The organism is Ruegeria sp. CDSC052 (assembly GCF_059610685.1).
Map to the genome: position 1 here is coordinate 64,723 of NZ_JBXWOB010000001.1, position 18,545 is coordinate 83,267.

Here is an 18,545-nt window from a genome sequence, read left to right on the forward strand (position 1 = left end):
GGCCAGCTTAGAACGCGCGGAAGGCGAGGCCAAGCAGATCGGAGAGCAGTCATGAACATCCTCATTCTCGGTAGTGGTGGGCGCGAACACAGCCTGGCCTGGGCGGTGATGCAAAACCCGAAATGCGACCGCCTGATTGTGGCGCCGGGCAATGCCGGGATCGCCCAGATTGCCGAATGTGCAGCGCTGGATATCGAAAACGGCGGTGAGGTGGTCAGGTTTGCGGATGAGAACGCGATCGACTTTGTGATCGTCGGCCCCGAGGCGCCATTGGCTGCGGGGGTTGCGGATCGTTTGCGCGAGGCCGGTGTGCTGGTTTTTGGCCCCTCGGCCGCGGCTGCACGTCTCGAGGCGTCCAAGAGCTTTACTAAAGAGATCTGCGACGCCGCCAATGCTCCAACCGCAGGATACGCCCGGTTTACCGAGGCCGAGCCAGCCAAAGCCTATATCAAAAAGCAGGGCGCACCTATCGTCGTCAAGGCTGATGGCTTGGCCGCGGGCAAGGGTGTGATCGTTGCGATGGACGAAGCGACGGCCTTGGATGCGATCGATGACATGTTTGGCGGAGCCTTTGGTGGTGCCGGTGCCGAAGTTGTGGTCGAAGAGTTCATGGAAGGTGAAGAGGCATCTCTGTTCGTGCTATGCGACGGGGAAAGCATCCTGTCCATTGGCACGGCGCAAGACCATAAACGGGTAGGCGAGGGCGATACCGGTCTGAACACCGGCGGCATGGGCGCGTATTCTCCGGCTCCTGTGTTAAGCGCTGTAATCGAAGAGCGCGCGATGAACGAGATTGTGCGCCCCACCATGGCAGAGATGAAGCGGCGCGGAACGCCGTTTCAGGGCGTTCTTTATGTTGGTTTGATGATCAAGGACGGCCAGCCACGGTTGGTTGAATATAACGTGCGTTTCGGCGACCCGGAATGTCAGGTGCTGATGATGCGCCTGGGCGCGCAGGCGATGGACTTGATGCACGCCGCAGCAGAAGGCCGGTTGGCCGAGGCGCGTGTAAACTGGGCGGATGATCACGCCTTGACGGTAGTCATGGCCGCAAATGGTTATCCGGGCGCCTACCAAAAAGGCAGCGTGATTAAAGGGCTGGATGACGTATCTGAAGATAGCGGTAATATGGTGTTTCACGCAGGAACCAAAGAAGCCGACGGTCAGATCGTCTCTAGTGGTGGCCGGGTATTGAATGTCACCGCACGCGGACGGAACCTGCAGGAAGCGCGTGACCGCGCCTATGAGCTGATCGACGGGATCAACTGGCCAGAGGGGTTCTTTCGCCGGGATATCGGATGGCGGGCGCTGTAATCGCGACGGCTCCCGCGCTCAGCCACTGCATCAGAGATGCAGCGTCAATGGACTTGGGCCGGGCAGCCCTCTGACGCGGGCTGCAGTCAGGGCGAGGGTACGCAGTTAAGCGCAGAGGTCATTGCTTTCGGGCTAAAGGGGGCGACCAGATGCTGCACCCAGCCATTGTCAAAGCGGATGCTGACAATTTCGCGCCAGTCCGCAGACGCGACTACCAGTTCCGGGCCATTGCCACAGTCGCGCAGGCCCCCTGTGATGAAACCTTCGCCGATCCGATGATTTGTCAGCCCTGGTAGAGCGGCAATCTGGATTAATTCGCCGTCGACAAAGCGCCAAATGCGCAATGTCTTGGCCAGATGAGGGCGGTCGACATAGGCGATTTCGATATTGCCATCCCCATCCAGATCCGCCGCCCCGACCGGAGCAAGCCATCGAAAGCGGGTACCGATATGCGGAGTTGCGGCGATTTTATCGCCTCTGGCATCATAGATGGCCAACTGAGCGCCCGTTTGATCCTGAGATTCAATGACAATGACCTCGGGGGTCCCGTCCTGATCCACGTCCACAAGCCGTGGAGCGAGATCTTCAAATACGCGATCAGATGGAAGACGGATGGTCACGTTTCCGCTTTGGATAGTCAGCTCCAACGCGCCATATTCGATGTTATCACCCAGAACTCCGTGGGCGTAACGTGTAGTCGGCTCGGTGAAACGAGCGGCTGGGACGGTCTCTGCCAGTGCCAGCGGGACATGGCCCGTCAGCCAGAAGCACAACGTCAGCGCTGCGCCGCGGGCCTGACCCTGCCAAGTTCGGTAGGGTAGGCGCGGCGCTTTGCAGGGCATCAGATCTGTTTTTCCGGCATCTGAACGATCAGGCCATCCATCTCGTCTGTGACTTTGATCTGGCAGGTCAGGCGCGAACGGGCAGGGTCGGGCTCATAGGCAAAGTCCAGCATGTCTTCTTCCATGTCATCCTTGCCGGGAATTTTCTCAACCCAGTCGGGGTGGATATAGACATGGCAGGTCGAACAGGCACAGGCGCCGCCGCAATCCGCTTCGATGCCGGGAATGTTGTTGTCACGGGCTCCTTCCATGACGGTTAGTCCGTTGGCGACCTCGACAGTGTGCTCAGTACCGCCATGCTCGACATAGGTGATCTTTGCCATTGCGTGCGTCTTCCTTTTTCGATTGTCGATTTCTTCCTTAGTGAAGGGCGTTGCCTGTTTCCAGTGGGAATTGCGACATGAACGGTCGCGGCTGAATATTCTTATCGACAATATTGCAATCGAGCCTGCACCGATGTCAGTCGCTTTGACCGATCTCTAGAACCATGTGCAGGTGCATTCCTATTCCATGCTCGTCGTCCAAAACGGGCACGCGCGATTCAATTTCGACGCTAAATCCAATATGTTCATAAAAACTAACGGCTTCATTGTTGGTAGCTACATCAAGGCATATTTGATTGCACCCACCCGCCAAAGCCCGTTTCGTTGCTATTGCAAAGAGTTGGCTGGCAATGCCTGTACCCTGCATGTCTGGGTTCACAGCGAATTCGAGAATGTAGTAAGAGTTTTGACGCGGGGCGGGAAACAACCGATCCATCCAATGCAAGGCAGATTTTAGATGACGGGCTTCATCTTCGCCAAGAGCATTAGCTTGATGATCGACGGAAAAATCGAAATTCGCAGCATATTCTTCTTCTGTTTGCCCAATAAGGAGGCCGGCGACTTTGCCACGGTGCATGGCCGTGAAGGCATGTTTGAACGAATACAAACCTAGTTGCGCGGGCCATTCTGTTCCGATGATCTTAAGCAAGACATCCATTTTTCCAAATATGTAACCGTTTAGTTTTGGATCTGTGCTCCATAGAAGATCGGCGAGAGCCTCGGGTGGAACAGATTTGGAGGCCGGTTGTACTAGGACGGTCAAAATTCACTCCTGATTCTGGCATCCAGAAAATGCGACATACCGTGTAAACAATACCCTCGCTTATCGTTTAAACAAAACGCCCTGCGATTGCCTGTCACGGTGATCTCCGCGCAACTCGGCATGCAAGGCGCGGCCCGCATGCACACCGCGGCGAGAGCTTACGGTTTCCAACCAGCGGGTAAAGTGAGGCTTGTTTTCCAACACCTGTTGTTGCCCTTCCCACAAGCTCGCCCAGCCCCAGATCGACATGTCGGCGATGGAATAGAAATTGCCGGCCACATATTCGTTCTCGGCCAGCCTGCGATCCAGAACGCCGTAAAGACGTCCGACTTCGGCACGGTAGCGATCCTTGGGGTAGGGCAGGTCTTGCGGCGGGTCCAGCTGAGGTGCGTATTTCAGGAAATGGTGTGCTTGTCCCGCCATCGGGCCGATGCCGCCCATCTGCCACATCAGCCATTCTTCGACAGCGATCCGGTCACGTTCAGTTTCACCATAGAAGCGTCCGGTTTTTCGGGCGAGATACATCAGGATCGCGCCGCTTTCGAATACAGATACCGGCGTCCCTCCGGGTCCGTTCGGATCGACGATCGCGGGCATCCGGTTATTGGGGGCGATCTTAAGGAACTCGGGGTCGAACTGGTCGCCTTGGCCGATGTTGATCAGGTGGGTTTTATAGGGCAGCTCCATCTCTTCCAAAGCGATGGACACTTTCCAGCCGTTGGGCGTGGGCCAGAAATATAGATCGATCATGTCATCTCCTCAAACTGGACGCGATCATGGAGGTTTCAGCGCGTTCGGCAAGAGGGCGCGCAGGTGTGTTACGAAAGCGTGACCTTGGTGCAGCCGGTCTTGACGTGATCTGGGACGGGGCGTAAATGCATCCTCACCACGTGGCGATTTGTTACCGGATTGCGGGCCACGCTAAACAACACCGCTAAAAGGTCAGGATGAAAGACCCCTTTCGCTTGGCCGCGTCTGGGGTTTTTTGTTTACGTCCCTCAAGGGGCTGAAAGGAATGACATGAGCGAGAGCTGGAACAAGCGCACACAAGCTGTCCATGGCGGCACCCGCCGCAGCCAATACAACGAAGTGAGTGAGGCGATCTTTCTGACCCAGGGATTTGTCTATGATACGGCCGAGCAGGCCGAGGCGCGGTTCATCGAAACCGGCCCTGATGAGTTCATTTACGCTCGGTATGGCAACCCGACAGTTTCGATGTTTGAACAGCGTATCGCGGCTCTGGAAGGGGGCGAAGACGCTTTTGCCACCGCCTCTGGAATGGCTGCGGTGAATGCGGCACTGACTTCGATGTTGCAAGCCGGTGACCACGTTGTTTCTGCCAAGGCTCTGTTCGGGTCGTGCCTGTATATTCTGGAAAACGTGCTGACCCGGTTCGGGGTTGAAGTGACCTTTGTGGACGGTACCGATCTTGACGCATGGGAGGCTGCGATCCGCCCGGACACCAAAGCGGTTTTCTTCGAATCCATGTCCAACCCGACGCTTGAGGTCATCGACATCTCAGCCGTTTCCCTTCTGGCCCATGCGGTTGGTGCAACGGTCATCGTGGACAATGTGTTTTCGACCCCAGTTTTCTCGCGCGCGATCGCTCAGGGGGCTGACGTGGTTGTCTACTCGGCAACCAAGCATATTGACGGGCAGGGCCGCGCCCTGGGTGGTGTCATCATCGGCACCAAAGAGTTCATCCGTGGTACGGTCGAGCCCTATATGAAACACACCGGAGGCGCGCTTAGCCCCTTCAACGCGTGGATCATGCTGAAAGGGCTTGAGACCATGGCCTTGCGGGTCAACGCACAGGCCGAAACCGCCCAGAGGATTGCCGAGGCGCTAGAGGGCCATCCGGCGTTGGAGCGGACGCTTTACCCCGGTCTGAAGTCTCATGCGCAGAATGATCTGATACAAACGCAGCTTGGCGGCAAAGGCGGGACAGTGCTGTCGTTGGATATCAAGGGCGGAAAAGAGGCGGCATTTTTCTTCCTTAACGCCCTGACGATTCCGGTGATTTCGAACAATCTGGGCGATGCCAAGTCGATTGCGACCCACCCGGCAACCACCACACATCAAAGATTGAGTGACGACCAAAAAGTTGAGCTGGGCATTGCTCCGGGCCTCATCCGGTTCTCGGTAGGTTTGGAAGACGCCGATGATCTTCTTGCCGATATCAAGCGCGCATTGGACGTTTCTCAGCAATAGGGGTGTCTGCTGGACTGTTAGGCATAGTTCGAAAACGGTTTGTGACTTGTGCGCATGATGCGCCCATCACGAAGTTTCGATCCGGGCTGTGTTTCGGCGCGTATACCATTAGACTGGAAATCGCGTCGAACATATATATAGTCCGGCGACCAACCCGAGGAGCCCTGATCGATGAACGTGTATCCCCGTGACATTGATGACGCCCCCAACAATGATGAGGCCGCGGCAGCGTTGAAAACCCTGCGGAAATGGGCCGAGAACGCGACCGAGGCAGATATCGGTCAGCTTGATCCTGCTGTCGCGCGGCTTGTGCCGGGGCTCCTGCCGGTCAACTACCCATCCCTGTCGCGGCATTACCCCGAGGGGTTTGCTGTGGATGAGGCCTACCGCGCCTCGTTGCCTGACCTTCAGAATGGACCTTCCAGCCTGATCCGTGGGGCAAAGCAACAGATTCAACATGTTGGCATATCGAATTTCCGCCTGCCGATCCGGTTTCACCGCAAGCAGGGCGACGACCTGACGCTGGAGACCTCAGTGACTGGCACTGTCAGCCTTGATGCGGAAAAGAAGGGCATCAACATGTCCCGTATCATGCGTTCGTTCTACAAACATGCTGAGCGCACGTTCAGCTTTGAGGTGATCGAGGCTGCGCTGAACGACTATATGACCGATCTGGACAGCTTTGACGCACGTATCCAGATGCGGTTCTCTTACCCGGACAGGACTCAAAGCCTGCGTTCGGGTCTGGAAGGCTATCAATATTACGATATCGCGCTGGAACTGGTTGAACAGAATGGCGTGCGCCAAAAGATCATGCATCTGGATTATGTGTATTCCTCGACGTGCCCATGTTCTCTGGAGCTCAGCGAGCATGCGCGGTCTACACGAGGGCAACTGGCGACGCCGCATTCGCAGCGCTCGGTTGCGCGGATATCGGTTGCGGTCGATTGCGATGCCGATTGCCTCTGGTTCGAAGATCTGATTGCGCTGTGTCGCAGGGCGGTGCCGACCGAGACGCAGGTCATGGTCAAACGTGAAGATGAGCAGGCATTTGCCGAGCTGAACGCCGCAAACCCGATTTTTGTCGAAGACGCGGCACGCCTGTTTTGTGCCGAACTTTTGGCCGACCATCATATCGGCGATTTCCGCGTGATCGCCAGCCATCAAGAAAGCCTGCACAGCCATGATGCCGTTTCTGTTCTGACTGAGGGCCCGACCTTTGTGTCCTCTAGCCTGGATCCGAGACTGTTTACGACATTGTTTCACGTCGGATAGGCGCTAAACTTTTGTAAAACCTTGATTAAGTGTCGATGCGGTGAAATTTCGCCGCATTGCAGCGATAAATGCTGCAAGCGCGAAGTTCTTGCTGTAAACTATCCTTGAATGCAGCCATCTCGTGGTCACTGTTCTGGTGATCATTTCACTCAATCAGGAAGCCGGCACGTGCGACGCCAAGGACTGCAAGGCAACGTAATCCGCCCGTTTAGTCAGGGCGGGCAGGGTTCTTTACTCATTCGCGGGTTGCATCACTTTCACAGGAGAACAACCTCATGAACCCGTTTACCCAGCCATTTGAATTTCAGGCAGCAGCAATTCGATTTGCCGGTGAGGCAATGACCAACCATTTGAAAATCATGCAAATTCTGACTAACTCTGCGATTGAACTGCCCTTCGCCCAGGTTCAGGCCCTGCGTGTCGCCTCCGAAAAGACTGTTGCTGACGTGAAGGCACCTGAGTTCAAATCTCAGGCGATGCCTGTGGTCAATGCTGATCCGCAACCTGCGGCAAAGGTCAAAGTGGCCGTCCAGAAGAAGGCAGAAGTCAAGGTAAAGGCCGAATCGCCCAAGCCCGCCCTGGCGAAACCTGTGACAAAAGCCAGAGCGTCGGGGGGTGCGAAAAAGGCACAGACCAAATCCGCGGCAAAACCTGCAGTGGCAAAAGCCGCAGCCCCAAAAGTCGCAGCTAGGTCCGCTGCCCCCAAAGCCGCTACGGCAAAGCCTGCTGTTACCAAAACCGTAACTGCCAAATCTGAAACGCCCAAAGTAGAAGCCGCTAAACCTGCTGCAGTTAGGTCTGCAGTGGTAAAATCTGCTGCTCCCGCCGCTGCGATCGACGCTGCTGTTGCAAAAACCGCAGCTGTTAAACCCGTAGCGTCCAAGGTGAAGGCAGATCGGGTCGCAACAGCCAAACCTGCACCCGCAAATCCGGCCGCGTCGAAGACTCAGGCGGGACAGGCGGCAGCTGCACGCCGGTCACGCGCGCCTTCGAAACCGCCCGTGATGCCCGTCTCGAGCGGCAAAACCGAAAAGTAATCGGGACATCCGCTTGACACAGTCGTGCAGGCGCGCCAACGCTGCGCCTCATGACGGACATGCGCCCGGTAGGATATGTGATTGGCCTGTTGGTCGCCATTCTTGGGGCGACCATGATGTTGCCCATGCTTGCGGACCTTATCGAGGGCCGCGGCGAATGGCATGTTTTCCTTGAAAGCAGCGTTATCACCATTCTGACCGGCGCTGTCCTTTCTATGAGCTGCTCAAATGGCGTTGGCGAAGGGTTGACGATCCGTCAGACCTTTCTGCTCACGACCGGCGTTTGGGTGGCTTTGCCTTTATTTGGGGCAATTCCTTTCCTGTTTGGGGAAACCGAGTTGCGCTTTGTAGATGCCTATTTCGAGGCCATGTCTGGCCTTACGACCACGGGCTCGACCGTGATTTCGGGGCTCGACGGGCTGCCGCAGGGGTTGCTTTTGTGGCGCGGTGTGCTGCAGTGGCTGGGCGGTATCGGGATCATCGTTGTTGCAATGGTTTTTCTGCCCGAGCTTCGGGTCGGAGGAATGCAGATCTTCCGTTCGGAAGGTTTCGAAACCATGGGTAAGATCCTGCCGCGGGCGCAAGAAATCGCAGGCCAGATTTCCCTGATCTACGTGTTCCTGACCGTGGTCTGCGCGCTTGTTTACACCGGTCTTGGCATGAGCTTTTTTGACGCCGTGGTTCATTCTATGACCACAATCTCGACCGGTGGGTTTTCAAACTATGATGCATCGTTCGGTACCTTCTCGGGTCCGGCGGAATATGCGGCGTCGATTTTCATGATCCTCGCTGCCCTGCCATTTGTGCGTTATGTTCAGTTTGCCAATGGCAGCACCGGCTCCCTGTTCCGCGACAGTCAGATTCGGGCGTTTTTGGCCACGATCGTGGTTCTTGTAGCCGTCATGGCGGTGTTTTTGACCTCTGTCTTTCCGCATCACTGGGAACAGGCGGTGCGGGAATCGCTGTTCAACATCACGTCGATCATTTCAGGTACCGGTTATGCCAGCGTCGATTATATGGGTTGGGGCAGTTTTCCGATCATGGTGTTCTTCCTGATTGGCCTGATCGGAGGGTGTGCGGGATCAACTGCCTGTTCGATCAAGATTTTCCGCTATCAACTGCTGTTTGCATCCATCAAAACTCAAATCCGGCGTATCCGTTCACCGCATGGGGTGTTCATGCCTCTCTATGATGGGCGTCCCATCGGAACGGATGTCCTGACTTCGGTCATGAGCTTTTTCATGTTCTTCGTATTGTCTTTGGGTTTTCTGGCATGGGCGCTGGCGTTGACCGGGCTGGATTTCATTACCTCTGTCTCGGGTGCAGCAACAGCGTTGGCCAATGTTGGTCCGGGCCTTGGGGATCAGATCGGACCAGCGGGTAATTTCAGCGGGCTCAGCGATACAGCCAAATGGTTACTATCTGCGGGGATGCTGGTCGGTCGGCTTGAACTGCTCGCGGTCTATGCGCTGTTCACAGTCCATTTCTGGAGAAGTTGATGAAAAGACCACTTGGCGCTCAAATCTCGCACATGCTCCGGGATCGGGGTGTTGATGTGATTTTTGGTATCCCCGGCGTCCATAATCAAGAGATGTATCGCGGGATCGAAGAAGCCGGCATCACCCATGTTCTTGCGCGTCACGAGCAGGGGGCCGGTTTCATGGCGGACGGATATGCGCGCGCAAGCGGCAATCCTGGCGTGGCCTATGTGATCACAGGGCCTGGGCTGTGCAACATCATGACACCCATGGGGCAGGGGTATTCGGATTCGGTGCCAATGCTGGTGCTGTCCTCCTGCCTTGATGATGATCAGGCGCTGCAGGGACAGCTTCATCAGATGAAGGATCAACGTGCCGCCGGAGAAACGGTCGCGGATTGGTCGTTGCAGGCTAATACAGCTTCGGCCGCCTATGGCCTGGTTGAACGTGCTTTCGAAGAGTTCGCGTTGAGCCGCCCCAGACCCAAGCACATACAGGTGCCGATTTCGCAACTTAAGGCACAGGCTGACCCAGCCCCATTCCCGAACCAGCCGGGTTTGCGGACAAAGGCTCTGCCGCCGGACGTCGCGCCGGTCTTGTCGATGCTGAACATTGCGCGCAGGCCGCTGTTCGTTCTGGGAGGTGGTGCAAGATCAAACTTGTGGCGGCAGATTCTGACACAGATCGGAGCCGCCTGTTTCACCACCTATGCGGGGCGTGGAATGGTGGGGTTGGATTATGCGTTGGATTTTGGCGCTGCCTTGTCTCGTCCCGAAAGCGCCCGGATCATCGCCTCCGCCGATCTTGTGGTGGTCGTCGGAGCCGAGCTGGGTGAGGTCGATCTGTGGCGCGATGCGCTGGGGCATACGGCCAATATGATCCGCATTGATCTGGACCCTCAGGTCCTGTCGGACCATCATCGGGCCTCTGTCAAGTTGCAGGCGGATGGCGGAAGCTTTGCCCACGCGATGTGGGCGTCTATTGACCATGTCAAACCGGCAAATGGCTGGTCCTCGGATGAGGTCTCCGAAGCCCGCAGTAAATGGCGCGCCGAGATTGATGCGGAACGGCCCGGTATTGTCCCGGTGTTGGATGCCTTGCGTAAGGCAATGCCAGCGGATGTGATGGTGTATTCGGACATGACCCAGTTCGCCTATGTTGCCAAGGGGGTGTGGGAAATGCCTTTCCCCTATCATTGGCACCACCCGAACGGCTTTGGCACGCTGGGCTATGCGTTGCCGGCTGGAATAGGTGGCGCTATCGCGCGGCCGGGCAGGCCGACTGCTGTGATTGCTGGGGATTATGGCTTTCACTACACGATGATGGAATTGGGCGTGGCGGTAGAGCTGGGTTTGCCCCTGCCGATCATTCTTTGGGACAATGGCAAGCTGAAAGAGATCGAAGACAGCATGGTGGGCAGTCAGATCGCGCCGAATGCTGTCGTTGCGCGAAACCCTGACTTTTGCAAACTGGCCGAGGCATTCGGCGCCTTGTCTGCTGCGCCCTCAACACTGGATGACATGCAGTCTGCGGTGCGAAAAGCGTTTTCCGCTAAGGGGCCGACATTGATCCGGATCACTCCGGACATATGGCGCGCAGAATAAAAAACGCCGCCCGGATGGGCGGCGTTAATGCGCGATTTTACGAACTCAATCCCAGCATTGTACCAGAACAGTCATCCCATTTGCCCGGCGGCTAAGCTCATTGGGTGAGACCTGCGTGGCGGCGGTGGCGCTGGATTGACCTGCCAGCCCAGCCTTGCTCAGCGCCTTGTTCAGGCTCTCTGTATTGGCAGACAGGCTGACCGAGGCGGGCAGGGTCCGCCCATTCGTCGGGGTCGGCAAAAGCATCCCGACCACCTGACCGTTGCCGTCAAACACGGGGCCTCCTGCATCGCCGGGTTGGGTGGCCAGCGCCAGACGCTTCACGCCATCCTCACCGTTCAGGCCGCGCAGGTCGGCGATCTGCCCATATGACAGCGTCGGACCGCCCAAAACGCCCTGATACGAGAATCCGGAGACCGCAACCTCGGACTGAATCCGCGGCTTGGTGCTGCTGAACTCGGCCACGCTGATCGGGGAAAGGTCGCGGCTTGGCCGCAGAACGGCGATGCCGATATTGGGATCGGTCGAGGCGACCTCAAGCTCGTGCGCGCCGTCCAGCGTGATCCGCGAGCAGCTATCTGCCGCCTCGGTCACGGTCAGGACGGTGCCTTTGGCATCCGCAAAGAACCCCGAGCGTGACAGGCGCGGTTTGCGAACCTGCAGGCCGGATACAAGATCAATGCTTTGCGCAGCGTCCCATCCGGCGGCGGCGTCAAGAACCGCATCAGTGGTGCTAAAGTCCGCTTTCATGGCGGCAAGAACGCGGGTACGGCGCGCCTCGTCCCCTTCGGGCCAGACCAGAGTAAAACCTTTGATCTGACCATCTTTCAGCTTGGCCTCGGTATAGGATACAATGTCATTGCCGCGACCTTCCAGCGTAAAGCTGTCACCGCGCAGCTGGCGAGGGCCTTCAAGCGGAACGATTTCCAGCGACTGCATGACTTCAAAAAGGGCCCGCAGGGTTGCTTTGGTGCCATCCTGACTGATCAGCAGGGCCTGAGCATTCAGGTCGGTCGAGCCGTTGAAATGCACGAAGGGGGCCTCGTAACGGTCGAATGCAACAACACCCAGCGGCATGGCCATCTCGATACCTGCCTGTGGGTCTGTGTAGCGCTGCATTCCGGCGCTGATTAATGGCGCGTTATAGTCATCCATCAAGGCGTTGCGCTGTGCCGTCGTCAAAACCCCGGTCGCCTCGTATCCGTTGAAACTTTGCCAGTCGCCCATCGAGCGACGCGTTCCCTGTCCAAAGGCACCGTCAATCGTCGAGTTGTAGAAACCGGCTGCTTGAAGTGCGGTTTGAAGGCCCATACGCTCCTGCGCGCTCAGCAATCGTTCGCTTTGCAGCGCCTGTGATCTGGTTTCATCGGCAATTTGCGGGGTTGCCTCGGCCACTGGCTGTTCCGGTTCAGGTGCGACCGGCGCTGTCACAGCGGCCTGGTCCTGAGTATTCGCACTGACCGGCCAGAACTGCTGCCGCAGTGTGTTCGAGAAGGCGATAAAGCTGTCGGCTGGAATTTGCCCCTCTGCGCGGTACACCCGCAGAACTTGCTCGGCATCGCCGCGCAGATACGGGCCGATCACAATGGCATACCAGCCCGAATTCAGGCGAAATCCATTCACGTCTGGCAACGCGCCAGAATAGGCTTGTGCGCGTTCCTGGGCTTCACGCAGCGAAGGCTGCGCCTCGACCTGGACCCAAACACCTCCGTCTTGCTGAGCAAATGATGCCCGCACGCCGAAAAGGAAAAGAACTGAAATTACCGTTAATATGCGTCTCATTGTGTGCCTGTGTCCGCGGTGTTTTTCTGCGATGAAGAGTACGCGATATGCGGGTTGAAACACCATGCCTGGAATACGGGGAATTTCCAGTTCGGCCGCTCAGTGGCTTCCCGGGCACACTGTCCCGTTGACGCCCCTTGGCCCCTTGCATAGGAAGGGCAAAACCCACCGGAACAGGGCGCAATGGCGTCCAAAGGGAATGTGATGACCGTTAAGTCCAACGCACCTCGCTCTTTTCAGGAGATCATCCTGCGCCTTCAGACCTATTGGGCGTCAAAAGGCTGCGCCATTCTGCAGCCCTATGACATGGAAGTGGGGGCAGGGACATTCCATCCCGCGACTACTTTGCGCGCGTTGGGGTCCAAGTCCTGGGCCGCAGCTTATGTACAGCCCTCGCGCCGCCCAACAGATGGGCGCTATGGCGAGAACCCCAATCGCTTGCAGCACTATTATCAGTATCAGGTGTTGATCAAGCCTAGCCCGCCGGACCTGCAGGCGTTGTATCTGGGCAGCCTTGAGGCAATCGGCATCGACATGGACCTGCATGACATCCGGTTTGTCGAGGATGACTGGGAAAGCCCAACCCTGGGCGCCTGGGGCCTGGGCTGGGAGGTCTGGTGCGACGGCATGGAAGTCAGCCAGTTCACCTATTTTCAACAGGTCGGAGGCCATGACTGCGCGCCGGTTTCAGGTGAATTGACCTATGGGTTGGAGCGGCTGGCGATGTATGTGCTGGGTGTTGATCACGTGATGGACATGCCCTTCAACGATCCGCAGTCACCCAGCCCGCTGACCTATGGTGACATATTCAAACAGACCGAAGAAGAATATGCCCGCTGGAACTTTGACGTGGCCAATACCGACGTGCTGCTCGACCATTTCAAAGAGGCCGAGGCTGAATGTGCCACCATTCTGGCGCAGGATCATGACGATCCCAAGACCGGCAAACGCATCATCATGGCGCATCCGGCCTATGATCAGTGCATCAAGGCGTCGCACATCTTTAACCTGCTGGATGCGCGTGGCGTGATCTCGGTGACGGAACGGCAGGCCTATATCGGACGCGTGCGCGCCTTGGCCAAGCAATGCGCCGACGCCTTCGTCCAGACCGAAGCCGCCGGGTACGAGGTCTGATGCGGCAGTTACGCCAAACCGGGAAGCAGAACTTTAAGTCCGTCCGCGATCATGCTGATTGCGATGGCAGACAGGATCATACCCATAAAGCGGCTCATGATCACCCGAGCGTTGTCCGAAAGCCGCTTGGACAGCGCCGCGGCGTTCCAGAATGTGACGAACAGCAAAAACAGCACTGCCAGAAAAACGCCCGCATAGAGTATGACGTCCATAGGTTTGGACATTTGATGTGCATAGAGGATCAACGTTGTGATTGTGCCAGGCCCAACGAGGATGGGAAAGGCCAACGGATAAAAGGCGACGGTGTCGGCCTCGGGATAAGATTTCTTTTCGCCTTCGGTTCCGTGATGCGCCGTGCTCTCGGTGCCGCTCAGCATGTTCAGGCCGATCATCAGGACAACAAGACCGCCCGCAACGCGCAGATCATTGACGCTGATGCCGAACAGTCCCAATGTCTTGCTGCCAATGGCTGCAAAAGCACCGCCCAGGATCAGACAGTAGGTGACGGTTTTCACCGCAACCTTGCGTTGATCTGCGGGGGTCAGACCATCAGTCACGCTCAGAAAAACGGGCAAGTTGGTGATCGGGTTCATGATCGCAAAAAGCGCGCCGAAAAAACCTGCGGCGAGAGTCGTGTCCATTTTCATTACCCTAAAGTCAGCCTGTATCAGGTTGGAAACTGGCCCATTTTCGACCTCAATGAAAGAGGCCACGTGAATAGGATGCTCGAACGATGACCGGAAAACTACTTGCTATTCTCCTTCTTGGGTCGGCTGTTCTGGCTGGTGGGGCCATGTACTATCTGCAAGTTTACGGCTTTTATTATGAAGTGGTCTCAAAGCCGGGACAGGATGTCCGTTTGCTAGCAATCGGCGCAGATGAGCCCGAGACCATCGCCTATACGGACTTTCAGGCGATTGATGCGGACAGCTCTCCGATTCGATACCGCGCCTGCTTTGAAACTGACCTGACGCCAGCAGATCTGGCTGGTTATCAGACCGCCAATGACCCCGAACCGTTGACGGCGCCCGGATGGTTTGAGTGCTACGATGCCATAATGATTGCCAACGCGTTGCAGACCGGTCAGGCGCAGGCCTTTATCGGGGCTAAGAATATACACTTTGGCGTGGACCGGATCGTCGCTGTAACCCAGGATGGAAAAGGCTATGTTTGGCACGCGCTGAACAACTGCGGGGAAAAGGCCTATGACGGCACGGTCGTCGGAGAGGAATGCCCGCAGCAACCGGAAACGGGGCAATGACTTATCTCATCCCGGATATGATCGCCGCCACGTTGGGGCTGGCTGTCTATCTTTTGGGGGCGGAGTTGAACCAGCAGGTGAAGCTGCTTCAGCGCTTCAATATACCCGAACCGGTCAGCGGCGGGTTGGTCGCAGCGCTGGTGATGTTGGGATTATACATGGCCACAGGCATCTCTTTCGATTTTGAGATGGCCACGCGGGATTACATGCTGGTGCTGTTTTTTGCGGCAATCGGCCTGAATGCCCGGTTCCTGGATCTGCTTACCGGCGGCAAACCTCTGTTCTTGCTGTTGGTTCTGACACTGATCACCATCATCATGCAAAACGGCATTGGTGCGGTCGGGGCGGTTGCATTTGGTTTTCCTGCCCAATCCGGAGTGTTATTCGGATCAGCTGCACTGATCGGCGGGCATGGAACCGCCATCGCATGGGCGCCGGACGTTGGTGCCGTAACTGGGTTGGAAGGCGCGACCGAGTTGGGGGTCGCAGTGGCGACATTGGGCCTGGTGTTGGCCGCGGTGGTTGGTGGTCCTGTGGCCAAGTATCTTGTCGAACGCTATACTCTGACCCCCGACCGCCCCAATGAAGAACTGACAGTTGGTGTCGCAACCGAAGAACAGCGTTATCCTGATATTACGCCGCTTGGTCTGATGCGGGTCATGCTGTACCTCCATCTTGCCATTATCATTGGCTATGGCGTGAATGTCCTGATCGCAGAGGCCGGCCTGAAACTTCCCCTGTTTGTACCTTGTCTGATCATTGCCATTTTGATCGGCAACCTGCGCAGCTGGTTGCGGCCAAATGCAGTTCCCGTCAGCCGCACATCCGCGCTTGGGCTGGTTTCAGAGCTTGCGTTGGGTACCTTTCTGGCCATGTCGCTGATGAGCCTGCAGTTGTGGACGATTGCGGAACTTGGTGTGACCATTTTGGTCGTACTGGCGGCACAAACCGCCTTTACGGTAATCTTCGTTATCTACGTGTTGTTTCCGGTGATGGGGTCAGGATATCGCGCTGCAGTTCTGGCCGCAGGCTTCGGTGGGTTTGCGCTGGGCGCGACCCCCACCGCCATCGCCAATATGACCGCTGTAACCAAGCGATATGGCCCGTCCCCTATTGCCTTTATCGTACTGCCCCTTGTATCCGCCTTTTTTGTGGATATCGCTAATGCCATCGTCATCCAGACGATCGTCAATTTCTAAGGACCGACTATGCCCGACCTGCTGATCGAACTGTTTTCCGAGGAAATCCCTGCACGCATGCAAACCCGTGCCGGTGAAGACCTGAAAAAGCGGATCACCGATGGTCTGGTCGAGGCCGGTCTGACCTATGCCGCAGCCGTCTCACTGACCACGCCCCGTCGTCTGACGTTGGCAGTCGAAGGCTTGCTGGCCGAAAGCCCGTCCATCCGCGAAGAACGCAAGGGTCCGAAAGTGGGCGCGCCGGATCAGGCCATCGAAGGCTTCCTGCGCGGCGCCGGTGTAACCCGTGATCAGCTTGAAGAGCGCGAAACGCCCAAAGGCGCGGTGTATTTCGCGATGATCGAAAAGCCCGGTCGCCCGGCGGCTGATATTGTGGCCGAAGTGCTTGAGGCGACCATCCGTAACTTCCCCTGGCCCAAGTCGATGCGTTGGGGACGTGGGTCGATGCGCTGGGTGCGTCCGCTGCATTCGATCCTGTGCATCCTCAATGATGAGACCGGAGCGCAGGTCGTGCCTCTGGAAGTTGAAGGGATCAAATCCGGCGACACAACCGAGGGTCACCGCTTTATGGCCCCGAACCGGTTTTCTGTAACGTCGTTTGAGGATTATGCCGCCAAGCTGAAACGCGCCTTTGTTGTGCTGTCACCTGAGGAACGCGCCGAACACATCTGGAACGACGCGCAGAACATGGCTTTTGCCGCCGGTCTGGAAGTGGTCGACGACAAGGGTCTGCTAGCCGAGGTTGCGGGGCTGGTCGAATGGCCTGTGGTGCTGATGGGGCAGATTGACGAGGAGTTTCTGGAACTGCCGCCCGAGGTGCTGCAGACCTCGATGAAGGAACACCAGAAATTCTTTTCTGTGAAGAACCCCAAAACCGGCCGGATTGAACGCTTTATCACCGTCGCCAACCGCGAGACCGCCGACAATGGCGCGACAATTCTGGCGGGGAACCAGAAGGTTTGTGCAGCTCGGTTGGCAGATGCAAAGTTCTTCTGGGACAATGATCTGCGGATTGCAGTATCCGATATTGAGCAATGGGTGCAAACGTTGAGCAACGTTACATTTCATTTGAAACTTGGCAGTCAAGCTGAACGGATCAATCGTATTGCCGCACTGGCCCGCGAGCTGGCACCGATTGTTGGAGCGGACGCAGATCAGGCCGAGAAAGCCGCGCGTCTGGCCAAAGCCGATCTGAGTTCCGAGATGGTCTATGAATTCCCTGAACTTCAGGGGCTTATGGGGCGGTACTATATTGCGGAGGCGGGCAAAGACGCTGCCGTAGCCGCCGTGGCGCAAGAGCACTACTCGCCGCTGGGCCCGTCAGATTACGTTCCGACAGCGCCGCTGTCGGTGACCGTGGCGCTGGCCGACAAGTTGGACACGCTGACCGGATTCTGGGCGATTGATGAGAAGCCGACCGGGTCGAAAGACCCGTTTGCCCTACGCCGTGCCGCGTTGGGGGTAATTCGGTTGGTTTTGGAGAATCAATTATACGTTCCGCTGCTTGGTTTTTGTGCCAGTGCTTTACAATACAACGTTGCGGACCCAAGCGCGATTCAAAGGCGCCTAGAGTTGGAGACAAGGATTTCCAAGTTGCAGCGAAAGATCACCGAGTACCAAGCCGAGGCATCAAACATAGCTAAAGGCCCATCGCAAGAAGCGCTTCGTCAACAGGTTATCTTATTCGGTGAAGAAGTCGAGTTTGCCGCCGAAGAGCTTGTTTCGATTGATAACGAGTTGCGACACGGCGAGCTATTGCTTGAAAACGTTCCTCACAACCTCCTCTCCTTCTTCCACGACCGCCTCAAGACCTTCCTCCGGGATGAGGGCATCCGCCACGACATCATCGACGCCTGTATCGCTATGGACGGCAATGACGATCTCAATCTGCTGGTCAAACGTGCCCGGGCGCTGAATGCGGTGATTGCGACCGAGGATGGCGAGAACCTCGTGCAGGGGTTCAAGCGGGCCAACAACATCCTGACTCAGGCCGAGGAAAAGGATGGGGTCGAGTACTCTTATGGGGCGGATGTGAAGTTTGCCGAAACAGACAGCGAGAAAGCACTGTTTGCAGCATTGGATCAGGCTCAGGCACAGATCGACACAGCGCTGGCGTCCGAGGATTTCCCGGCCGCGATGACGGCCATGGCCGCGCTGCGCGGGCCGGTGGATGCGTTCTTTGAGGATGTGCAGGTCAATACCGACAATGACATCCTGCGCCGCAACCGTCTGAACCTGCTCAGCCAGATCAGGAAGGTCTGTTCCAGCGTGGCCGATCTGGCCCGAATCGAAGGTTAACGCTCTTGCGCCACGGGCGCAGGG

General features: G+C 57.0%; 16 protein-coding genes and 1 riboswitch. Of the genes, 10 read left to right on the forward strand and 6 right to left on the reverse strand.

Going from position 1 to position 18,545, the window contains the following annotated elements; translation table 11 throughout:
• Positions 1 to 51: 51 nt before the first annotated feature.
• The gene (gene purD / locus AC2FIM_RS00370; RefSeq protein WP_281972303.1) at positions 52 to 1,314 is read left to right on the forward strand and encodes a phosphoribosylamine--glycine ligase; all 1,263 of its coding nucleotides are present in this window, start codon (positions 52 to 54) and stop codon (positions 1,312 to 1,314) included.
• 86 nt (positions 1,315 to 1,400) lie between these two features.
• Here the strand turns inward: purD and AC2FIM_RS00375 are convergent, their stop codons facing one another.
• From AC2FIM_RS00375 to AC2FIM_RS00390, 4 genes are all read right to left on the reverse strand, one after another.
• Positions 1,401 to 2,156, reverse strand: a complete 756-nt coding sequence (locus AC2FIM_RS00375) for an FG-GAP repeat domain-containing protein (protein WP_281972302.1) — start codon at positions 2,154 to 2,156, stop codon at positions 1,401 to 1,403.
• Positions 2,156 to 2,479, reverse strand: a complete 324-nt coding sequence (locus AC2FIM_RS00380) for a 2Fe-2S iron-sulfur cluster-binding protein (protein WP_142634548.1) — start codon at positions 2,477 to 2,479, stop codon at positions 2,156 to 2,158. Before AC2FIM_RS00380 ends, AC2FIM_RS00375 begins: the two co-directional genes overlap by 1 nt.
• 136 nt (positions 2,480 to 2,615) lie before the next feature.
• Positions 2,616 to 3,242, reverse strand: coding sequence for a GNAT family N-acetyltransferase (locus AC2FIM_RS00385; RefSeq protein WP_496707870.1), 627 nt, complete (start codon positions 3,240 to 3,242; stop codon positions 2,616 to 2,618).
• Positions 3,243 to 3,302: 60 nt separating this feature from the next.
• Entirely contained in the window at positions 3,303 to 3,992 is a 690-nt protein-coding gene (locus AC2FIM_RS00390) for a glutathione S-transferase N-terminal domain-containing protein (protein ID WP_142634544.1), read from the reverse strand.
• 130 nt (positions 3,993 to 4,122) lie between these two features.
• A riboswitch (SAM riboswitch) is annotated at positions 4,123 to 4,200 on the forward strand.
• A gap of 62 nt (positions 4,201 to 4,262) precedes the next feature.
• Here AC2FIM_RS00390 and metZ point away from each other — a divergent pair.
• From metZ to AC2FIM_RS00415, 5 genes are all read left to right on the forward strand, one after another.
• On the forward strand, positions 4,263 to 5,453 hold the full coding sequence (gene metZ, locus AC2FIM_RS00395; RefSeq protein WP_496678172.1) for an O-succinylhomoserine sulfhydrylase: 1,191 nt from the start codon (positions 4,263 to 4,265) through the stop codon (positions 5,451 to 5,453).
• Positions 5,454 to 5,624: 171 nt separating this feature from the next.
• The gene (gene folE2 / locus AC2FIM_RS00400) at positions 5,625 to 6,728 is read left to right on the forward strand and encodes a GTP cyclohydrolase FolE2 (protein ID WP_496678170.1); all 1,104 of its coding nucleotides are present in this window, start codon (positions 5,625 to 5,627) and stop codon (positions 6,726 to 6,728) included.
• 275 nt (positions 6,729 to 7,003) lie between these two features.
• On the forward strand, positions 7,004 to 7,765 hold the full coding sequence (locus AC2FIM_RS00405; RefSeq protein ID WP_496678168.1) for a hypothetical protein: 762 nt from the start codon (positions 7,004 to 7,006) through the stop codon (positions 7,763 to 7,765).
• Positions 7,766 to 7,815: 50 nt separating this feature from the next.
• Entirely contained in the window at positions 7,816 to 9,264 is a 1,449-nt protein-coding gene (locus AC2FIM_RS00410; RefSeq protein WP_496678166.1) for a TrkH family potassium uptake protein, read from the forward strand.
• A complete protein-coding gene (locus AC2FIM_RS00415; protein WP_142634533.1) occupies positions 9,264 to 10,847 on the forward strand; it encodes a thiamine pyrophosphate-binding protein in 1,584 nt (527 codons plus the stop codon). The genes AC2FIM_RS00410 and AC2FIM_RS00415 overlap by 1 nt, the downstream gene beginning before the upstream one ends.
• A 45-nt stretch (positions 10,848 to 10,892) precedes the next feature.
• On the opposite strand, the gene AC2FIM_RS00420 is transcribed toward AC2FIM_RS00415, so the two are convergent.
• Positions 10,893 to 12,629, reverse strand: coding sequence for a serine protease (locus AC2FIM_RS00420; RefSeq protein WP_496678162.1), 1,737 nt, complete (start codon positions 12,627 to 12,629; stop codon positions 10,893 to 10,895).
• Between the two features lie 204 nt (positions 12,630 to 12,833).
• Between AC2FIM_RS00420 and AC2FIM_RS00425 the strand changes: the two genes are divergently transcribed.
• The gene (locus AC2FIM_RS00425; protein WP_142634529.1) at positions 12,834 to 13,763 is read left to right on the forward strand and encodes a glycine--tRNA ligase subunit alpha; all 930 of its coding nucleotides are present in this window, start codon (positions 12,834 to 12,836) and stop codon (positions 13,761 to 13,763) included.
• Between the two features lie 8 nt (positions 13,764 to 13,771).
• Here AC2FIM_RS00425 and AC2FIM_RS00430 read toward each other — a convergent pair whose 3' ends face one another.
• Positions 13,772 to 14,404, reverse strand: coding sequence for a MarC family protein (locus AC2FIM_RS00430; protein WP_142634527.1), 633 nt, complete (start codon positions 14,402 to 14,404; stop codon positions 13,772 to 13,774).
• 92 nt (positions 14,405 to 14,496) lie between these two features.
• On the opposite strand from AC2FIM_RS00430, the gene AC2FIM_RS00435 reads away from it, so the two are divergent.
• Genes AC2FIM_RS00435 through glyS form a run of 3 tightly spaced genes read left to right on the forward strand, consistent with a single transcriptional unit; the run spans position 14,497 to position 18,521 of the window.
• The gene (locus tag AC2FIM_RS00435) at positions 14,497 to 15,024 is read left to right on the forward strand and encodes a DUF6446 family protein (protein ID WP_271946400.1); all 528 of its coding nucleotides are present in this window, start codon (positions 14,497 to 14,499) and stop codon (positions 15,022 to 15,024) included.
• Positions 15,021 to 16,223 carry a sodium/glutamate symporter gene (gltS, locus tag AC2FIM_RS00440; RefSeq protein WP_271946402.1) on the forward strand — a complete coding sequence of 401 codons (1,203 nt, stop codon included), beginning with the start codon at positions 15,021 to 15,023 and terminating at the stop codon, positions 16,221 to 16,223. The genes AC2FIM_RS00435 and gltS overlap by 4 nt, the downstream gene beginning before the upstream one ends.
• Before the next feature lie 9 nt (positions 16,224 to 16,232).
• A complete protein-coding gene (glyS, locus tag AC2FIM_RS00445) occupies positions 16,233 to 18,521 on the forward strand; it encodes a glycine--tRNA ligase subunit beta (protein WP_496678156.1) in 2,289 nt (762 codons plus the stop codon).
• The last annotated feature ends 24 nt before the right edge of the window (positions 18,522 to 18,545 follow it).

Excerpts from the sequence above, each read along its gene's own strand:
- purD (WP_281972303.1), top strand. The coding sequence starts at position 52 with ATGAACATCCTCATTCTCGGTAGTGGTGGGCGCGAACACAGCCTGGCC.
- AC2FIM_RS00375 (WP_281972302.1), bottom strand. The coding sequence starts at position 2,156 with ATGCCCTGCAAAGCGCCGCGCCTACCCTACCGAACTTGGCAGGGTCAG.
- AC2FIM_RS00380 (WP_142634548.1), bottom strand. The coding sequence starts at position 2,479 with ATGGCAAAGATCACCTATGTCGAGCATGGCGGTACTGAGCACACTGTC.
- AC2FIM_RS00390 (WP_142634544.1), bottom strand. The coding sequence starts at position 3,992 with ATGATCGATCTATATTTCTGGCCCACGCCCAACGGCTGGAAAGTGTCC.
- metZ (WP_496678172.1), top strand. The coding sequence starts at position 4,263 with ATGAGCGAGAGCTGGAACAAGCGCACACAAGCTGTCCATGGCGGCACC.
- folE2 (WP_496678170.1), top strand. The coding sequence starts at position 5,625 with ATGAACGTGTATCCCCGTGACATTGATGACGCCCCCAACAATGATGAG.
- AC2FIM_RS00405 (WP_496678168.1), top strand. The coding sequence starts at position 7,004 with ATGAACCCGTTTACCCAGCCATTTGAATTTCAGGCAGCAGCAATTCGA.
- AC2FIM_RS00410 (WP_496678166.1), top strand. The coding sequence starts at position 7,816 with ATGACGGACATGCGCCCGGTAGGATATGTGATTGGCCTGTTGGTCGCC.
- AC2FIM_RS00415 (WP_142634533.1), top strand. The coding sequence starts at position 9,264 with ATGAAAAGACCACTTGGCGCTCAAATCTCGCACATGCTCCGGGATCGG.
- AC2FIM_RS00420 (WP_496678162.1), bottom strand. The coding sequence starts at position 12,629 with ATGAGACGCATATTAACGGTAATTTCAGTTCTTTTCCTTTTCGGCGTG.
- AC2FIM_RS00425 (WP_142634529.1), top strand. The coding sequence starts at position 12,834 with ATGACCGTTAAGTCCAACGCACCTCGCTCTTTTCAGGAGATCATCCTG.
- AC2FIM_RS00430 (WP_142634527.1), bottom strand. The coding sequence starts at position 14,404 with ATGGACACGACTCTCGCCGCAGGTTTTTTCGGCGCGCTTTTTGCGATC.
- AC2FIM_RS00435 (WP_271946400.1), top strand. The coding sequence starts at position 14,497 with ATGACCGGAAAACTACTTGCTATTCTCCTTCTTGGGTCGGCTGTTCTG.
- gltS (WP_271946402.1), top strand. The coding sequence starts at position 15,021 with ATGACTTATCTCATCCCGGATATGATCGCCGCCACGTTGGGGCTGGCT.
- glyS (WP_496678156.1), top strand. The coding sequence starts at position 16,233 with ATGCCCGACCTGCTGATCGAACTGTTTTCCGAGGAAATCCCTGCACGC.